This window comes from Pseudodesulfovibrio thermohalotolerans, from assembly GCF_021353295.2.
Lineage (GTDB): Bacteria > Desulfobacterota > Desulfovibrionia > Desulfovibrionales > Desulfovibrionaceae > Pseudodesulfovibrio > Pseudodesulfovibrio thermohalotolerans.
Window position 1 is genome coordinate 933,211 of the sequence record NZ_CP120635.1, and the last position, 16,471, is coordinate 949,681.

The window sequence follows — 16,471 nt, forward strand, 5'->3', positions numbered from 1 at the left end:
CTACTTCTCCATGGCCGTCCGTGCGCGGTGGCGTTTGAGGAGGTGAAGGATGGCCAGGGTGCCGACAATGGCCGCGAAGGAGATGAACGTGGTCAGGGTCCCCAGGGCGTAGAGCACCGGGGTGGTCACGTTCGTCGTCATTCCGAAGATTTCCAGCGGCAGGGTGTTTTTGGAACCCGCGGTCATGATGGTCCTGGCGAATTCGTCATAGGACAGGGTGAACCCGAACAGCCCCACGCCCACGAGGCTGGGCAGGATGAGCGGCACCACCACGTATCGCAGGGTCTGAAACGGGGTGGCGCACATGTCCCTGGCCGCCGCTTCGTAGGATTTGTCGAATCGGTTGAAGACCGCGAACATGATCAGCAGCCCGAAGGGAAGGGTCCAGGTTAAGTGGGAGCCGAGGGCCGAGCCGTACCAGGTGGGTTCGATCCCGACCTGGTTGAAAAGCAGCCCGATGCCGAGGCTGATGAGGATGGAAGGTATGATCAGGCTGACGATGGTCAGGTAGAACAGGACGCCGCTGCCCTTGAATTTTTTTCGGAAAGCCATGCCCGCCGACAGGGATATGACCACGGTGACGACCATGACCGCCAGGGCGAGGAGGAGCGACCGGGTCAGCGATCCGCCGAAGTCGCCCACCGCCTGCTGTTCAAACAGTTGGAAATACCAGTGCAGCGACCATCCGTTCATGGGGAAGGTCAGGCCGCCGGACGGCCCCTGAAACGAGAGGATGCCGATGGTCAGCGTCGGCCCGTATAAAAAAAGTATGAACAGGGCGAAAAAAGCGGTCAGAAAGTAAAAGCTCTTGGGTCGGCTGGTGGATATCGGCATGGCGGCTCCCTAAAGGTCCTTGCGGATGTTGGCGAATCTGAAGAGGATGGCAAGCATGATCAGGACAGTACCCAGCAGGGTGACTGCGCCAGCGGCAGCCGCAGGATACTGCAACAAGCTGATCTCGTTGTAGATGAGCAGGCCGACGGAAGCGCTGAGGCCGCCGCTCATCAGGCGAACCGTGATGAAGTCCCCCATGACCAGGGTGAAGACGAAGATGGTTCCGATGGTGATGCCGGACTTGGAAAGAGGGATGATTACCTGCGTGATGACCTGCCAGGGGCTTGCTCCCGCGTCGATGGCCGCCTCCACCAGCTTGCGGTCGATGCGCATCATGGAATTGAAGATGGGGACGACCATGAACAGGGTGTAGAGATGGACAAAGGCCAGTATCACGGAAAAGTCGCTGTAAAGCAGGAACTCCAGGGGATGGCTTGTAATGCCGAGGGTCTGGAGCGTCTGGTTGACCAGCCCGTTGCGGCCCAGCAGGGGAATCCACGAAATCATGCGGATGATGTTCGACGTCAGGAAGGGGACGGTGGCCAGCAGGAAGCAGATGGTCTGGGATTTGGTGGTCCTCAGGTGGAAGGCCATGTAGTAGGCTGCCGTGAATCCTATGAGCAGGGTTATCGCCCAGGAGGTGACGGCATAGAACAGGGTGTTGGCGTAGGCCTGCCATGTCACGGACGAGGTCAGCAGAAAATTGTAGTTGTCCCAGATGAAGTCGGGAATGATGGAAAAGGCGTTGTAGTCCCAGAAGCTGACGATCACGATCATGATGGTCGGGATGACCAGGAAGATCACCATGATCGTGAAAAGCGGCAGGGCCTGGAGATATGCGCTTCGTTCGTTCGACATGCGGCTGTTCCTTTTTGGGGGGAGAGGCTCCGGCAACCCGGAAAGCCTCTCCCCGCTATATTAGGAGGCTATGAATTCATTCCACTTGCGGATCATGTACTTGTTCTCGTCCATGACCGAGTTCCAGCAGGCCACGTGGCCCATGCGTTCATTGTAGGAGCCGCCGTCGCGGATCGCGCCGGCCTTTTCCATGATGACGCCCTCGGGGCTGAGGATGTCGGACTGGGCGGGTTTACCTTCGATCCAGTATCCCCACTCGTCGTCGGTCATGTGCTGCTTCGAGGTGGCCGGGGCCGCGCTGTAGTAGCCCTGGCGGTTCAGGTACGCGCCTGCCCAGCCGGAGATGTACCAGTTGAAGTACTCGTAGGCCGCGTCGAGTTCGAGGCCGGACAGGTGGCGGGCGATGCCGAGACCGCCGCCCCATGCGCGATAGCCCTCTTCCAGCGGCTGGTACTTGCAGGGGATGCCCTTGGAGCGGACAGCGGCGACGGCCGGGGACCACATGGACTGGATAACGACTTCGCCGGAAGCCATAAGGTTCACTGATTCGTCGAAGGACTTCCAGAAAGCCCGGAACTGGCCTTCTTTCTTTGCCTTCTTGAGGATCTCAATGGTCTTGTCGATCTCGTCGCGGGTCATGTTGCCCTTGTCGCCGTACTTGATGACGCCCATGGATTCGCAAATCATGGCCGCGTCCATGATGCCGATGGCCGGAATGTTCAGGATGGAGGTCTTGCCCTTGAACGCGGGGTCCATGATGTCGCGCCAGTTCTTGATTTCCCGGCCGACGAGGTCGGGACGAATGCCGAGGGTGTCGGCGTTGTAGATGGTCGGGATGAGGGTCATCCACTTGGTTTCGCGTTTGGCGAACTGGCGGTCGTCCTTGTTTTCGACGAAACCCACGGTGTGCGGCGCGGTGCCTTGTGCGATCTTGGTGTCGGGAGTGAGCTTGCCGTTTTTGAAAAGGGACGAAATCTTGTCGTAGAATTTGATCCGCGAGGTGTCCATGGGCTGGATCACTCCGCTGGGGTACACCTTCTTGCAGACCCAGTACTCGATGTCGGCTATATCGTAGGACTTGGGCTGCGTCACCGCGCGCTGAACAACGGCGTCGGAGTCCAGCGCGGTCATCTCGACGGTGAAGCCCAGGTCCTGTTTGACCTTGTCGGCAATGGCATTGACGCTGGCCGTGCCGGTGCCGAACTGGCGCAGTTTGATGTTTTTGATGTTCTGCGCCCAAACGGTGGGAAATCCGGTGATGACCGGCGCGGCCGCGACAGCGGCGGTGGCCGCGGCTGCGGCGCCCAGGAACTTCCTCCGGCTCATCTTGCCAGTCTTTGTTTCCTTCTCTTTGACCATGACTCTCTCCTCTCAATTAGTAGTTGTCTTGGCGTTATCCCTTGTAAGGGGGGAAAATATTCATATCCCGGCACGACCAGCCCAAAACGACTTCCTGCCCCGGTTCGGGACCGAGTTCGTTGTACCGGTCGTCGGGAATGTGTGCCTGGATGTCTTCGCCCGTCGCGGAAACGCAATGCACCACTATGTGGGCACCCTGATATTCCACCAGCGTCACGGTGGCTTCGACGGCTATGTCCATGTCCTGGTCAGCTTCCTTGCCTAGGCGAATGCGGTCGGCCCGGACGGAGAACCCATACGTCCCGGAACCTTTCAGGTTGGAGTTTGCACCGCATCCCTTGGCGCAAGCGCCTTCCATGACCACTTCGAAGCCGTTGTCCGGCCGGAGCTCGAAGTGGGCGCTGAAGATATTGTGCCCGCCGATGAAGCCCGCGACGAAAGGCGTGTTGGGCGTTTCAAAGACCTGGCGGGGCGTGGCTATCTGCTGGATGGTTCCCTTGGACATGACGACCACCTTGTCGGCCAGGGCAAAGGCCTCCTCCTGGGAGTGGGTGACATGGATGAAGGTCATGTTCAGTTCCTTCTGGATCTTGCGAAGTTCCTTGCGCATTTGGACCCGGAGGAAAGGGTCCAGAGCGGAAAGCGGCTCGTCGAGAAGAATGACCGAAGGTTTGGTGATGAGCGCGCGCGCCAATGCCACCCGCTGCTGCTGCCCTCCCGACAGTTGGTCGGGTAACGCGGCCGCGTATTCGCTCATGTGCACCAGCTCCAGAAACTCCATGGCCTGGCTGGTGCGGTCTTTTTTGGGAACGCCCGCAATCTTGAGGCTGAAAGCCACGTTGTTTACGCAGGACAGGTGAGGGAAGAGCGCGTAATTCTGAAACATCAGCGCGGTCTTCCGTTTGGCCGGAGGCGCGTCGGTGATGTTGCGGCCATCCAACAGGATGTCGCCGTGCGTGACGTCCTCATGTCCGGAAATCATCCGCACCGCCGTGCTTTTGCCGCACCCGCTCGGGCCGAGCAGGCAGCAGTATTCGCCCGCCTCGACGGTCAGCTCCATGTCCCGCAATGCTTCGACCGGGCCGTAATATTTGCCTACTGCCGACAATTCCACTTTTCCGATGCTGTTCATGTCTGTCCGCCGCTCGTAGCTGGTTTGCGTCTTGTCCGTTGGGGGGGGGGATGGAACAATCGGTTCCTTTGCACGCCGTTTGATGTGGCCTTTGCCTGCTTGCGTTTCCAATCTGGCTCGGCTCTCATCGGATTCCCCAATCGTTTTCGGCCCGCCGGAGATGACCGGTATGGCTGTCCGGTATGACCAGTTTCTGAATGTCGTCTTTTGCTCTAATTGTCAATTGCAAAAAAAATGTTTTTAAAAAAAAGATCAAAAATAACAAATTTAGTAAAAAATGAAAAATAACCTACAAAAATGTTGATTAAATTTTCTTCTGGCAAACATGGAAAAGATGTGCATATATGTTCTATCTACCTGGTAAGACCAGTTGTGGCTGCGCTAACCCCTAACATAACGAGTGGAAACCCATGCCTTTTAAGAACCGTGAGGAGTATGGCGGGACGTCCGGACACAGACAGTCCAGAACCGAAACAGCGGTCCATAAGATTGAGTCGTTGATTCTGCAAAACGAATGGGGCGATGGCGAAAGGCTGCCGTCCCAACGGGCTTTGGCCGAGGAGTTGGGAGTCAGTCGCCCGACCATCCGGGAGGCGTTGGTCTCTATGGAGGCGAGAGGGCGTCTTGTCATTCAGCCCGCCAAGGGAGTCTTTCTGTCCGGTCCCGGAACGGCTTCCGGGAAGGAGTCGGCAACGGGGGTGAAGGTGCAGGCTTCGGCGAATCTCTCGGGGCGCGAGTCTCAGATGTACCAGTTCCGCTATGCGATCGAGCCCGCTATAGCCGGGCTGGTGGCGGTAAATGCGACCGCTGCCCAGGTTGAAGACATGCGCGTGGTGGTGGCGTCCATGCGCCGGGCGCTTGAGAGCCGGGACATTGTCGAGTTTTCCCGGCTGGATTTCACATTTCATTCACAGATGATAGAGGCTGCGAACAATAGGTTCTTCACAGAAGCCATTACCCCTTTTCTCGGGTTGTTTTTCGAGAGCCAAACCCTTCCGCTTACTTTCGACGAAAGCGTACAGGAGACCGTGCGAGAGCATGAGGAGATCATGGAGCACATCCGGGAAGGGCGTTCCGCCGAGGCTCGTAAGTCCATGGAATGGCATGTGCGCTGCGTGGCCAGGCGAGCCGGGGTCAATCTGATCGAATAAAATCGACCATTGATTGCATCCTTCGACGAGTTTCAAGGGACGAACCGGATAACTCCCGGGCCTTTTCGATACAAAAAATATGAAAAGGTCGTTTGGGCTTGGACAGGCAATTTGGCTTGATGGGATTTCGCCGAACGAAAGCGGCCCCCGCACTCAGGTGCGGGGGCCGCTTTCGTGATTCCATCTTTGACAAGATTCTCTGCGGGGCGAACATCTCATGCGCCGCCCCGGAGGCTACCTTCGTCATTTTTCTGGTGCAGCTTCTTGATGCCGCGAGCAGCGGGGCGCTGAACTGGGACGGACTTTCGTAGGCCACTTGCCGGGCGGCGGTTGTGGCGTCCCGGTTTTCGTCGGCACAAGCCGACGGCTTCGTGCAACCGGAGTCATTTCTGGAACTGGAGCGGGTTCATGACCGTCGTGGCTTGGGAATGGTGATGAAAGGTTGAAACGGTCATGCCGGTTTCCTGCCAGTCCCTCCGCCTTGGGTTGCTTGACGTAGTTCCCCTTGAGCCGGTCAACGGCCCGGGCGACCTGTTGCCCGTGTGTGGACGCTCACACGAGATGAGAAAACGGGAAGATTCGGGAGCACCCGAGATGCTCGGGAATACTGTGGGTTGCGTGAAGATACTTAGTTTGAGATGAAATGAGAAAAACACGGCCCCGTGGAGGCCGTGTTTCATTTGGAAGGAGAAAATTTCTGATGCACTAGGGTAACTCTCGCCCGCCCCATACTACGTGACCGATGATACGAACTCCATCGGCCTGGCCTCCCTTCACACCTACCTCTATTGGGGGGGATGCTGGGTTGTAGCTTTTCAGAAGCATCTTGAGGTAAACCATATCTTCCACACCAACGGCGTAGACTTGCCCTGGGCGCGGTTCTCTTTGGCTCTGGTCAATCAGCACCGTGTCGTCGTTCTCGATTTTGGGCTCCATACTGTCGCCGGCGACTCGCATCAAAACCATCCGTGCAGGATTTCCCTGCCTGCTCAGGAACTCAGGGCGAAATGCATAGCGTCCATTGACCTCACCGCTAGTCTCGAATGAGCCGGACCCCGCGGCCAGACGGGCCTGGACCAATGGGACTATGATCAGTTCGGTTTCATCTACGCAGACGCGAGTATAATCGGTTGGGGCTCCCCGTTTCATTGGGCCTTCCCCAACCAATAACCACGACTATGAAATCCCATATTTGGTGCGCAACGCCGCAATGAATTCAGAATCGGGCTTATTGGCGTTGCGTTCGTAACGGCTCAACGAATTTTTATGCACACCGATTCGCTCAGCAAATTCCGCCTGCGTTAATTCCCCACGCGCAACCTTGATTCTTTCACCCAGAGAGGTGTCCAAGTTCAACCTCCGAAGAAGGACAAGAAGTTCGACAGCTCAATCGACCAGATATCTATTTGTATTTCCAAATAAAAATACAAATTGCGTTTTTCAACTTGGACACCAAAAATGGTTAACCAATCATCAAAAACGAGACTAGGACAGAAGCCGTGGGCAGTCATAAAAAAGACCATTTAGCAAATGCACTTTAAATGACGCCGCCCACGGGGCAACATCCGGCCCCGCATTCGTATCGGACAGAAACTTGAACCTCAGCGGACAAGATCAACATGCGGCAGTTATCCCTTTTCGACCCAGACCCGAGCGCCGAGCTGGCTATGCTCATGGCCAGCCTGAAAAGCTCCATGAACCGCGCCGCCTCGTGGTGCGGCCTATCGCGGGAGGAGATTGCGGACCGCATGAACGAGATTGCCAGGAGCGCCGGAGTGAACGTGAGCCGCGGGATGCCCGGCGCACGCTCTGGCCCTGCCCAAAGATTTGCAGGAATCGAAGACATGCGCATCGAACTGACGCCCGGGGAAAACACAGCCACCTTGGCGACTGGCCCACGTCCAGCTCACCCCGCACATCAACGCCGCCAAGCTGCGCAACCTGCTGAAAGCGAAATTCGGTCAGGGCGTTCCGTCCACGGTCACGGTCTGGCGCTGGCTGACCAAATGGAAAGACGAGCATGAGGAGCTGTTCGCCATGATGGGGAATCCCAAGCGGTGAAAAAATAGCTACATACCCGCCTTCGACAGTGCCAATGTCTCCTGATATTACGGACACGTGTGGGAAATGGACTCCACCCCCTCGGACGAGTATGTCAAGAGCGTGGAGGTCGGCCTCAAGCTGGCTGCCAAGCAATCGGTCACCACGGCGATTCGCACACTGGCGCAGACGCCGGAGAACGTGACCTCCGGGGAGGGAGGCATCGGGGCTCAGGCGGCTTCCGCAGCGAGCGGCGCACTTCAGGCGGTTTCCGCAGCCCAGCAGATCAGCAACCCGAGCGCCTCGGTGTCGGCGACGGTCGGACTGTCCATGTCCGAGAGCAGCTTCTCCAGCGACTCGGCCACCTCGGTCCCGTCGACCATAACCGCCGGGCGGGACGTCGCGCTCGATGCCGGGCAGGACCTGACCGTCGAGGGTGGCCGGGTTCAGGCCGCAGAGGACGTTTCCCTGACCGCCGGTGAGGATGTCACCGTGGCCTCTGCCGCCAACAGCAGGCAGACCTTGTCGAGCTCCAGCTCCGTGTCCGCCGGTGTAGGCATCGGGGCCACGGTCAGCGCGGTTAACGGTACGGCGGCGGGCTTGCAGGTGTCCGGGTCGGCGTCCGGCAGCGATGCCGACTACCGCGCGGATTCCAACACCAACGCGCAGGTCGCGGCCGGGCAGGACCTGACTGTGCAATCCGGCCAGGACACCACCGTCGCCGGGGCGAACCTTGAGGGCAATACGGTTAACATGGATGTCGGCGGCGACCTGGTCGTGGCCAGCAGGCAGGACACCAGCGAGTCCAAGAGCTCCAACTGGAACGTCGGCGGCAGCGCCACCCTCGGCATGGGGGCGTCCATGGCCGCGGACGCCGCGGACACGGTGGGCCTGAACCCGACCGACTCGACCGGCGATTCCGCCAGTGTCGGCATGGGCAAGGGCACCGGTTCCTCGGCCTGGGTGCACAACCAGACCTCGATCATCGGCAAGGAGCAGGTGGACATCCGCGTGGAGGACAACACCCACGTGGAGGGCGCGGTCATCGCCGCTGAAAACGGCAACCTGAAGCTCGACACCGACACGCTCACCTACAACGATATCTACGACCACGACAAGGCCTCGAACTACCAGGCCAGCCTGTCCGTCTCCAAGAGCGCGGAGAACGCCAAGAACAGCGCAAACCGCCAGGGCTCGGATGACGCGCAGGCCTCCGCCGACTCGTCCCAAGAAGGCGCTTCCAACGACGCCAACCAGGAGGGCAACCCCTATTCCGGCACCCTGGAAGGTGATTATTCCTCCCATGACCGCCGCCAGATCAACCGCGCCACCATCGGCGAAGGCGAAATCATCATCCGCTCCGACCCCGACGCCGGGCTGGAGGGCTTGAACCGGGATTTGGCGAAGGCGCAGGAGATCACCAAGGACGAGAAGACCTCGGTTACGGTGTATATTGATAGTGCCGCGATTGAGGAGATTATGAGCGGTGGTGAAGGAATCAAAAACAACTTCAATAAAGTTGCAGAGAAGATCAAAGAGCTATTGCCTGAAGATGCGGAGAGCATGCGTGAAGTCATTCAATCTCAACAAGACTTTCGGGATCAATTGGAAAAAGAGGGAATAGATCCGAATGAAGCAGACAAAATTCTTGGCGAGAATGCTGTGGCTGCTGTTTTGAAAGAAAAGCTGGATAAATATCTAACAGAAAGCGGGGAATTGAATCTAACTGAGGAGCAAGCGGAAGATTTATTGCAGGAACTTCAAATGGATCCAACAGTAGTGCTTCAGGTGGCAAGCACCTGGGACTACGATTTGCAAACTGAGCGAGCCAGATTGCAACGTCAGTTATTTTCTATTGTGGGAATTGCTAAGAGTGCTGGCGCAACGGCTAAAGGCGCTTTGATGTTTCTCAATGAATATTCTGGTGAGATATTTTATTCCGCGACAGGAGGTGCTTTATTCAAAGCCGAACATGAAAGCTTCCATGAAACCGTCAATGAAGTTGTTGCCGCTATTGGAAAGCTGGCTACTACTGATCCCGGTGAGAGCCTGAAGGCTCTCTGCCAAGTATACAACGGCCGACTCGATCAGTATTATAAATTAGTTGAGGAAGGAAAGCATGATGAGGCGGGCTTAGTCATGGGCTCACTCATGTATGATGTTGCAGAGGCTTTGGCTTTTGCTGGCAAAGGTATCTTGAAGGGAACGACGAAACTTGCTGGGTTGATGAAAAGGTTTGGCAAGGGAGCAGGTGCGATAAAAGTCGTTGACTCGTTAGTTAAAGATATAAAAATTACCAATGCCAGCGTGATAACTAAGCTGGATAATTATCTTCTTGAATCAAACCACCCTAAAGGTGGAGCGAAAGCCAAATGGTTCTGGGAAGCTTTAGGATTTGATAAAAAAAATATAAATATACTAGCGCAGCAGATTGTATTTGACAGCAAGCAAGCATATCAAACGGGAGTCACTCAGTATGGTACAAAATATAATCAGGTTATTAAAATAATTGGGGAAAATGGGAAAAAAATTGATGTTAATTTTGCATGGATTAAGAATCTGGATGGGAACATGAGGCTTGTTACGGCAATTCCTACAAAAAAGAGGTAGTAAAAATGTTTAATGAATTGGATTGCGTAAAATTAATACGTAGAATTAATAATATACCAATTGATTCTGGAGGAGTCGTGCTAATTGTATATGAAGGCGGGAGGCACTGTGAGGTTGAATTCTTCAATGAAAAGTTGGAAAGCTTAGGTACAGAAACTGTCGACGTGAATGATATCGTTTTGGAAGATAGGCATATAAAAAGTTAGAGGAAATTAAGGACGTCAAACCTGTTTGTTGGTAATTAGGGGTAATTAGGGGGACACCTCCCTAATTGTTGACGTTGAATAAGTGGCGTAGATATGAAGTGGCAAGCCAAGAATTGCACGGATAGTAGTTGCAGGAGAACCCCACCACATTATTCAGCGTGGGAACCGACGCCTTCCGACTTTTTTCAAGGATGATGATTGGGAGGTTTTTTTGGCAGAGGATGCCAGTGATCGCGACCTTGACTTGTTAAGAGGACACGGGCGTACAGGCCGTCCTCTGGGAGGCAATGGGTTCTTCGACAAATTGCAGTCGATATTGGGGAAGGATGTAAGACCCAAAAAGCCTGGCCCAAGAAAGAGAATTAGGGAGGTGTCCCCCTAATCAAAAGAAGGCATCTTCATAGACACTACCATTGGTGGGAATTCTGTTGGCTCCTCTTTCTTTGAAGGGAGTTCATATACGAAAAAAGTAAAGAATCAAATGGCACTTGGAGATTATCATTCATTCCCGGAAAGCGTAACTGCCTTTGGAGAAAACGGTGTTGTAACGCAAATCACCGGAGGAGATGGCATCGTGAGGAGTAAGCTCCAAATAGCCGGTGAATATATGGGGAAGAAAGGTGTCTTTGAATTTATCAAAGAACCTGATGGGATTATCAACCATAGACTCTTTGTTCCTGGGCGGGAGTAGTGTATGACTTTTGATAAAGATGTTATAAAATTACTGAGTGCTGGGACATCTTTGCACGAATATGGAATATGTAATTGGGCTTTTAATAGAAGAGATGCAATTGTTGTGCTCGATGGCTTTAAAAAATTAAAAATACCCGTTTTAGGGGGTGATGTTTATAAATTTGAAAATGGAAATCCTGTATCAACATATGAAAATTGGTATTGCGAGCAATTCGAAGATGAGAGTCATGAAGAGTTCATTTCAAGAAGCATTCTTATCGCCACAGAATTTATTAATAGAATCGATAGTAAGGATAATTCGTCGTTCTTTGTTATTGTTCCGGATAGGGCATTAATTGACACAGATGAGGCTCTTGTAGAACTCAAAAGGCATTGGCAAGTTCAAAAACATTGAGAAATTAGGGGGACACCTCCCTAATTGTTGACGTTGAATAAGTGGCGTTGATACGAAGTGGCATGCCAAGAATTGCACGGATAGTAGTTCCAGGAGAACCCCACCACATTATTCAACGTGGGAACCTACGCCTTCCGACTTTTTTCAAGGAAGATGATTGGGAGGTTTTTTGGCAGAGGATACCAGTGATCGCGACCTTGACTTGTTAAGAGGACACGGGCGTGAAGGCCGTCCTCTGGGAGGCAATCCGTTCTTCGACAAATTGCAGTCGATATTGGGGAAGGATGTAAGACCCAAAAAGCCTGGCCCAAGAAAGAGAATTAGGGAGGTGTCCCCCTAATCACCCTAATCACCCTCCCCCCTAATTACCCAAAAATGAAAATTGGTTTGATTGGTTGTGGGAGATTTGGAAAGCGTCTTGAAAATAGGGTTTGTAGAGAGTTCAAGAATATTGAGGACTATTTGGGGCGCAAGCTGAATGTAAAAATTTGTAGGGGTGAGGTTGAGGATAATTCTGAGGGCTTTGATCAACTTATCATTGTTGCTAACTGTGCCGACTACGACGGGTGCTCGGAAGCGGCACAACTGTCTATTGCTATTGATAGAAATAGAGTCATAGCGGACATCCTTGGCTTGGTTTATCCAAGCAATAGTGTTGATCTTGAGGCCGCCGAACTTAACTCAATCGCATTGAGGCAAGGGCCAATACCAATGTCAACCATCTCTCCAGAATTACCAATAATTAGCGATCAAGATGTAATGCACATGGCGGTGCTTGATCTTATTTTCCATAGGCTTGCATTTTTGAAGATGTGTAACCCTGGGGAAAGAAAGTGGTTAGAGGATATCTTCGCTATTAGTGCTGCGGTAGAGGCTTTGGGTTACGCTTAGCCAAGCGAGTGCGTACAAAATGCGTACAGTTGCCAAGTTAGTCAAATGAAGAAAAGCCCCGCAATGGTATAACTCATTGCGGGGCTTAGCTTTTCCTGGAGCCAGGAATCGGAATTGAACCGACGACCTACTGATTACGAATATGTCGGCAAGGCTATTGACTGTCAGGCAACATGTGGCCGAAAATGTTCTTTTTTCTTGAGTTCAACGAGTTGCGGTGTCTTTGGGATACTTCCAAAAACCGCCTGAAACTGTCTGCAATTGTCCGCATCTGACAGACAGCTTGCGGATAGCAAAGCCTCGTATCGGCAGTTGTCATGAAGGACTCGTCGTGGTGGATTCATCGTCGAATCCTGTAGGGAGGTCAATCGGGTATTGTCTGGCCAGCTCAACAGTGTCTTAGAGGAGTTGCTGCAATGAAAAAAGCCGCCCATCCCGGCGGGAGGGCGGCCTGAACAGCCTGAGCAGGTTCGAAGTCAACTACCAGCGGGGGCGTTCTTCGCGGGGCCTGGCCACGTTGACCTTGATGTTGCGACCGCCGAATTCACGGCCGTCAAACTCGGCGACGGCGGCGTCAGCACCTGCGTCATCCATTTCCACGAAGCCAAAACCGCGCGGGCGGCCGGTTTCACGGTCTTCGATGAGTTTGACGGACATGACTTCACCATGCACCTCGAAGGCGTTGCGGATTTCCTGTTCGGTCGTGGACCATGCGAGATTACCGATGTATAAGTTCTTGGACATGTGTTTCTCCTTGAGAAGGATGTTGTTTCCCTACTGCCTTGCCGAAATGGGGGCGTCGGGTTGATTGATTTATCGTGTCTAACTTGATGGACAATGGCGTCGCCCCGGCCGCGAAAAGACGGTCGGGAGCGGGCGAGTGAATACGTTAAGCCGCAGGGCGCTTGGCGCGTCTGGAGCGGTGTTTGCGGCCACGGGAATTCTTGGTTTCCTGGGGGACAGAGCGGGAGCCCCGCATGGTGTCATTCATGGTGTTGCGGGGCGCGGCGTCCCGGTCGATCTGCCGTTCAAAGGAGATATTCATCACCCGTTCGATCGCTCGAATCTGGAGTTTGTCCTCGTTGGTCACGAAGCTGACGGCATTTCCGGATCTGCCAGCCCTGCCTGTGCGGCCAATGCGATGCGTGTAGGTTTCCACGGTGTCCGGCATGTCATAATTTATGACGTGGGTGATCCGGTCGCAGTCGATACCCCGTGCGGCGATATCAGTTGCCACCATAATGGTGAACTTTCCTTCGCGGAATCCGACCAAGGCCCGCTGGCGTTGTCCCTGGCTCATGTTGCCCTGGAGAAAGGTGCTGTTATGACCGTTGTTGGTCAGTTCCCGTGACAGGTTCTTGGCCTTGTGCTTGGTTCGGGTGAAAATGAGCACGCTTTCATGTGCACTCTTTGCGAGCAGGCTTTCCAAGATGTCGCTCTTGCGGTTGTTCTGTGTCTTGTGGAAAGAATGCTCCACGGTCGCCACAGGCTCCGTGTTGGCGATTTTGACCGTCTTCGGGGTGACCAGAATCCGGTCGGCGAACTTGCGAATATCCTTGGGCATGGTGGCCGAGAAAAGAAGGTTTTGCCTTTGTTTCGGCAATTGGGCGGTGATTCGTTTGATATCCGGCATGAAGCCCAGGTCCAGCATGCGGTCCGCTTCGTCGAGAACCAGGGTGTCTATGGCATTCAGACGAACTGAGCCGTTGCTGAGAAGTCTGACGAGCCGGCCGGGACAGGCGACAATAATCTGGGAAGATCTGAATGCCTTGATCTGCGGAGCCATGCCGACGCCGCCAATGACAGCCGAGCAACGGATACCGGTTCGTTTCCCCAGCGATGCAAAGTTGTCCTGGATTTGCAGAGCCAACTCGCGGGTCGGAGCCAGAATCAGAACGCGTGGAATGCCTTGGGTCGATTTCGAATCCAGTAAGCGTTGGAGGATGGGCAGTGCGAAGGCCGCAGTCTTGCCGGTCCCGGTCTGGGCCAGTCCGAGGACGTCGTAGCCTTGGAGAACTTGCGGAATGGCCTGTTTTTGAATGGGGGTAGGGGATTCATACCCACAGGACTTGATGCCAGCGACGATGCGCTGGTCAAAGGGAAAAGTGGTAAATGTCATAAAAACCTATGGTAAGAAGAAAAATAGCGACGGCGCGCGACAGCGGTCGTGTCCGGAATTACCGGGAATAGGGGTTGACTCTGGTACGTGGAGTAAATCTATCGACTGACGTGGAACGTTAGTTGCCCAAATGGGGCCAAGAAGTATTCGTGTGTCCAGTCACGCTGAGTTGACAACTTATCAAACATTAATCTGGTAAAGTAAAGCGATATTATTTTTTGCGGTTAACTGCTCAAAATAATAATACAAAATTCCTGGCGTACATCTTGGCCGCGCGGGGTTGTGAGAAAGCGTATACGGTCTTGTGCTGTGCTGATGCCAACTGATCTGTAATTAGTTGGCGACGATGAGTACTGTGTTGAAATCACGATCGCTGAAACTCTGTGTCCGCCGATTGCCCGCACAAAACAAGCAGTTTTGACCTTCTAAGCATGAAATAGAAATACCATGTCGGCACTCCCAAGTTTTGCTGGTAACAGTACCAGCGAAACCCAAAACCAAGGGAGGCCGACATGGCAAAGCTCAAAATATCATCTGTTCATCGGTTTGTTGAAGCGTTTTCCGCTGTAGGGGTCAATGAACTGGACGGACTGAACCCTGAGAGGCTTGTGCATCATTCCGTGATCAATGCCGTAGAGGGGGACGAGCAGGTTGTGCTGTCAACCCGGAGCGGACCTGCGCCGATGACCCCTTTGCCAAACATGTAGTGGTGGTCATCAACCATGGTGGACGCATTGTCGATGAGCCGTTGCGCCTGGAGGCTTGCCCGGTCGTATCCCTTTTCCCGTTCTTTCTTGATTTCGGCGAGAGCTTTTTCCTGTTCCCTGATTTCTTTCTGGGGCATGGGTTCATCCGAGTCAGCCTGCCAGCGACAGCTTTTCCCGTTGGCCCAGTTCCACCCATAACCGAAGGGGACGCGAGCATTGTGAATGACGTATGCGCCATCCTTGCCGTTTTCCTTGCCCTTGGTGCCGCACCTTTGAATAGTGCCGTCGGTAATCGCCTGTCTGACTTCAAGTTCCAGATTTGCGTTCATCATCGCGATGAACTGCCTTTCTTGATCACTACGCATGCGCACCCCCCGCAAGCCAAGCGTCGACCCAATCCAGGAAGGGGTCGCGGACGACGAGAATACGCCGCCCAGGCTGTTTGAAGCATTCCGCAGGGATTTTCCCCTTGCGTCGCATATCGCGGATAGTGACCCAGGAAAGGGTGCCGTAGGTGCATGCTTCCGCGACTTTCCCCGGAAATAGTTCCGGGAGGGTGGCGCGGTTGGCCTTGGTCTTTTTCGCCATGGTTTTTCTCCTTGGTTTGGCGTTGAACATGGCGAAATGATGCACGTAACCTATTGGTTTAAATCCGCATTTGATTTGATCAAAAAGTTGCGCACATACACCTTTAGATGCCCCCATGACGGCAGAGGATATGCTTGAACAAACTGACACTGAAACTGGCACTGGATTGGACAAAATAAAAGGTGGCCACAGATTTTATATCTGTAACCACCTGATATTGCTGGAGCCAGGAATCGGAGTTGAACCGACGACCTACTGATTACGAAGAAAATGTCTGGGAAATAAGTGTTGAAATAATTGAACTTATTTTGCTAGTTTTTGTATACCGGGGCCAAGAGGCATATCCTGGTATACACTCGGTATGCCAAGGGAAAATGCATTATTTTTGGGCGTTTACTTTTGGTTTTCTGATTTGCTATACTGGATGGTTTTGCAATAAATATGTCATATTAACGTGTTGTGGGGGGGGCGCTACTGACTTCCGTCAGTAGGGCGGCAGGGAGGTTTTCGCGAAGGAAAGAGCGGTCTTCCTCCTAATCTTCATAAATTACGATATCTTGAGCGACAAAGTCAGACATAGGGCGATGCCGTCCATAGCTCCCGGTGTGAGTGCCGTCAAAGTAGCCTCTCGACATCCATCCTCGCGTGCAGCACGCCGATGATGTCCACAAAATCTCCGTTGGGCGTGATGGTGTAAAATACAACATGGCGCTTCATCGGGATGGATCGGTAGCCGTCTCGGATTTCAGGCCGAACTTTGCCGATCTTAGGGGTGCCGCCAAGCTGCTGAAAAAGAGATTCGATCTCCATGAGATACGCGTCAGCCTTGGCTTCGCCCCATGTAGCTTCGGTGTAAGATCAAATGTCGAGCAGGTGTTCCCGCGCTGCT

The 16,471-nt window shown here is 53.7% G+C and carries 15 protein-coding genes and 1 pseudogene; 5 read left to right on the top strand and 11 right to left on the bottom strand.

Annotated elements, in window-relative coordinates; genetic code table 11:
• From LF599_RS04200 to LF599_RS04215, 4 genes are read right to left on the bottom strand one after another with little or no spacing between them, the layout of a single operon-like run.
• Window positions 1-834, bottom strand: a complete 834-nt coding sequence (locus LF599_RS04200; RefSeq protein WP_279522408.1) for an ABC transporter permease — start codon at window positions 832-834, stop codon at window positions 1-3.
• 9 nt (window positions 835-843) lie between these two features.
• Window positions 844-1,692 carry an ABC transporter permease gene (locus tag LF599_RS04205; RefSeq protein WP_269941657.1) on the bottom strand — a complete coding sequence of 283 codons (849 nt, stop codon included), beginning with the start codon at window positions 1,690-1,692 and terminating at the stop codon, window positions 844-846.
• Between the two features lie 60 nt (window positions 1,693-1,752).
• Window positions 1,753-3,051 (bottom strand): ABC transporter substrate-binding protein, encoded by a 1,299-nt coding sequence (locus LF599_RS04210; protein ID WP_279522409.1) that lies wholly within the window; start codon window positions 3,049-3,051, stop codon window positions 1,753-1,755.
• 34 nt (window positions 3,052-3,085) lie between these two features.
• On the bottom strand, window positions 3,086-4,183 hold the full coding sequence (locus LF599_RS04215; RefSeq protein ID WP_279522410.1) for an ABC transporter ATP-binding protein: 1,098 nt from the start codon (window positions 4,181-4,183) through the stop codon (window positions 3,086-3,088).
• Window positions 4,184-4,593: 410 nt separating this feature from the next.
• On the opposite strand from LF599_RS04215, the gene LF599_RS04220 reads away from it, so the two are divergent.
• The gene (locus tag LF599_RS04220; protein ID WP_279522411.1) at window positions 4,594-5,334 is read left to right on the top strand and encodes a FadR/GntR family transcriptional regulator; all 741 of its coding nucleotides are present in this window, start codon (window positions 4,594-4,596) and stop codon (window positions 5,332-5,334) included.
• Window positions 5,335-6,039: 705 nt separating this feature from the next.
• On the opposite strand, the gene LF599_RS04225 is transcribed toward LF599_RS04220, so the two are convergent.
• On the bottom strand, window positions 6,040-6,483 hold the full coding sequence (locus LF599_RS04225; RefSeq protein ID WP_319023431.1) for a S24 family peptidase: 444 nt from the start codon (window positions 6,481-6,483) through the stop codon (window positions 6,040-6,042).
• Between the two features lie 27 nt (window positions 6,484-6,510).
• Window positions 6,511-6,684 (bottom strand): helix-turn-helix domain-containing protein, encoded by a 174-nt coding sequence (locus tag LF599_RS18255; RefSeq protein WP_319023432.1) that lies wholly within the window; start codon window positions 6,682-6,684, stop codon window positions 6,511-6,513.
• Between the two features lie 777 nt (window positions 6,685-7,461).
• Here LF599_RS18255 and LF599_RS04230 point away from each other — a divergent pair.
• From LF599_RS04230 to LF599_RS04245, 4 genes are all read left to right on the top strand, one after another.
• Window positions 7,462-9,984, top strand: a complete 2,523-nt coding sequence (locus LF599_RS04230) for a hemagglutinin repeat-containing protein (protein ID WP_279522412.1) — start codon at window positions 7,462-7,464, stop codon at window positions 9,982-9,984.
• A gap of 687 nt (window positions 9,985-10,671) precedes the next feature.
• The gene (locus LF599_RS04235) at window positions 10,672-10,881 is read left to right on the top strand and encodes a hypothetical protein (protein WP_269941650.1); all 210 of its coding nucleotides are present in this window, start codon (window positions 10,672-10,674) and stop codon (window positions 10,879-10,881) included.
• A gap of 3 nt (window positions 10,882-10,884) precedes the next feature.
• On the top strand, window positions 10,885-11,277 hold the full coding sequence (gene imm40, locus LF599_RS04240; RefSeq protein ID WP_279522413.1) for an Imm40 family immunity protein: 393 nt from the start codon (window positions 10,885-10,887) through the stop codon (window positions 11,275-11,277).
• Between the two features lie 375 nt (window positions 11,278-11,652).
• Entirely contained in the window at window positions 11,653-12,168 is a 516-nt protein-coding gene (locus tag LF599_RS04245; protein ID WP_279522414.1) for a hypothetical protein, read from the top strand.
• A gap of 480 nt (window positions 12,169-12,648) precedes the next feature.
• Here the strand turns inward: LF599_RS04245 and LF599_RS04250 are convergent, their stop codons facing one another.
• The 5 genes and pseudogenes from LF599_RS04250 to LF599_RS04270 all read right to left on the bottom strand — a co-directional run.
• Window positions 12,649-12,912, bottom strand: a complete 264-nt coding sequence (locus LF599_RS04250) for an RNA recognition motif domain-containing protein (RefSeq protein ID WP_279522415.1) — start codon at window positions 12,910-12,912, stop codon at window positions 12,649-12,651.
• A 145-nt stretch (window positions 12,913-13,057) separates the two neighbouring features.
• Complete coding sequence (locus tag LF599_RS04255) at window positions 13,058-14,287, bottom strand: DEAD/DEAH box helicase (protein WP_269941646.1); 1,230 nt, start codon at window positions 14,285-14,287, stop codon at window positions 13,058-13,060.
• Between the two features lie 613 nt (window positions 14,288-14,900).
• Window positions 14,901-15,359 carry a hypothetical protein gene (locus tag LF599_RS04260; RefSeq protein WP_279522416.1) on the bottom strand — a complete coding sequence of 153 codons (459 nt, stop codon included), beginning with the start codon at window positions 15,357-15,359 and terminating at the stop codon, window positions 14,901-14,903.
• Complete coding sequence (locus tag LF599_RS04265) at window positions 15,352-15,582, bottom strand: MerR family transcriptional regulator (RefSeq protein ID WP_279522417.1); 231 nt, start codon at window positions 15,580-15,582, stop codon at window positions 15,352-15,354. Before LF599_RS04265 ends, LF599_RS04260 begins: the two co-directional genes overlap by 8 nt.
• Window positions 15,583-16,197: 615 nt before the next feature.
• Window positions 16,198-16,425, bottom strand: a pseudogene (locus LF599_RS04270) (type II toxin-antitoxin system RelE/ParE family toxin); the annotation flags it as partial.
• Between the last annotated feature and the right edge of the window lie 46 nt (window positions 16,426-16,471).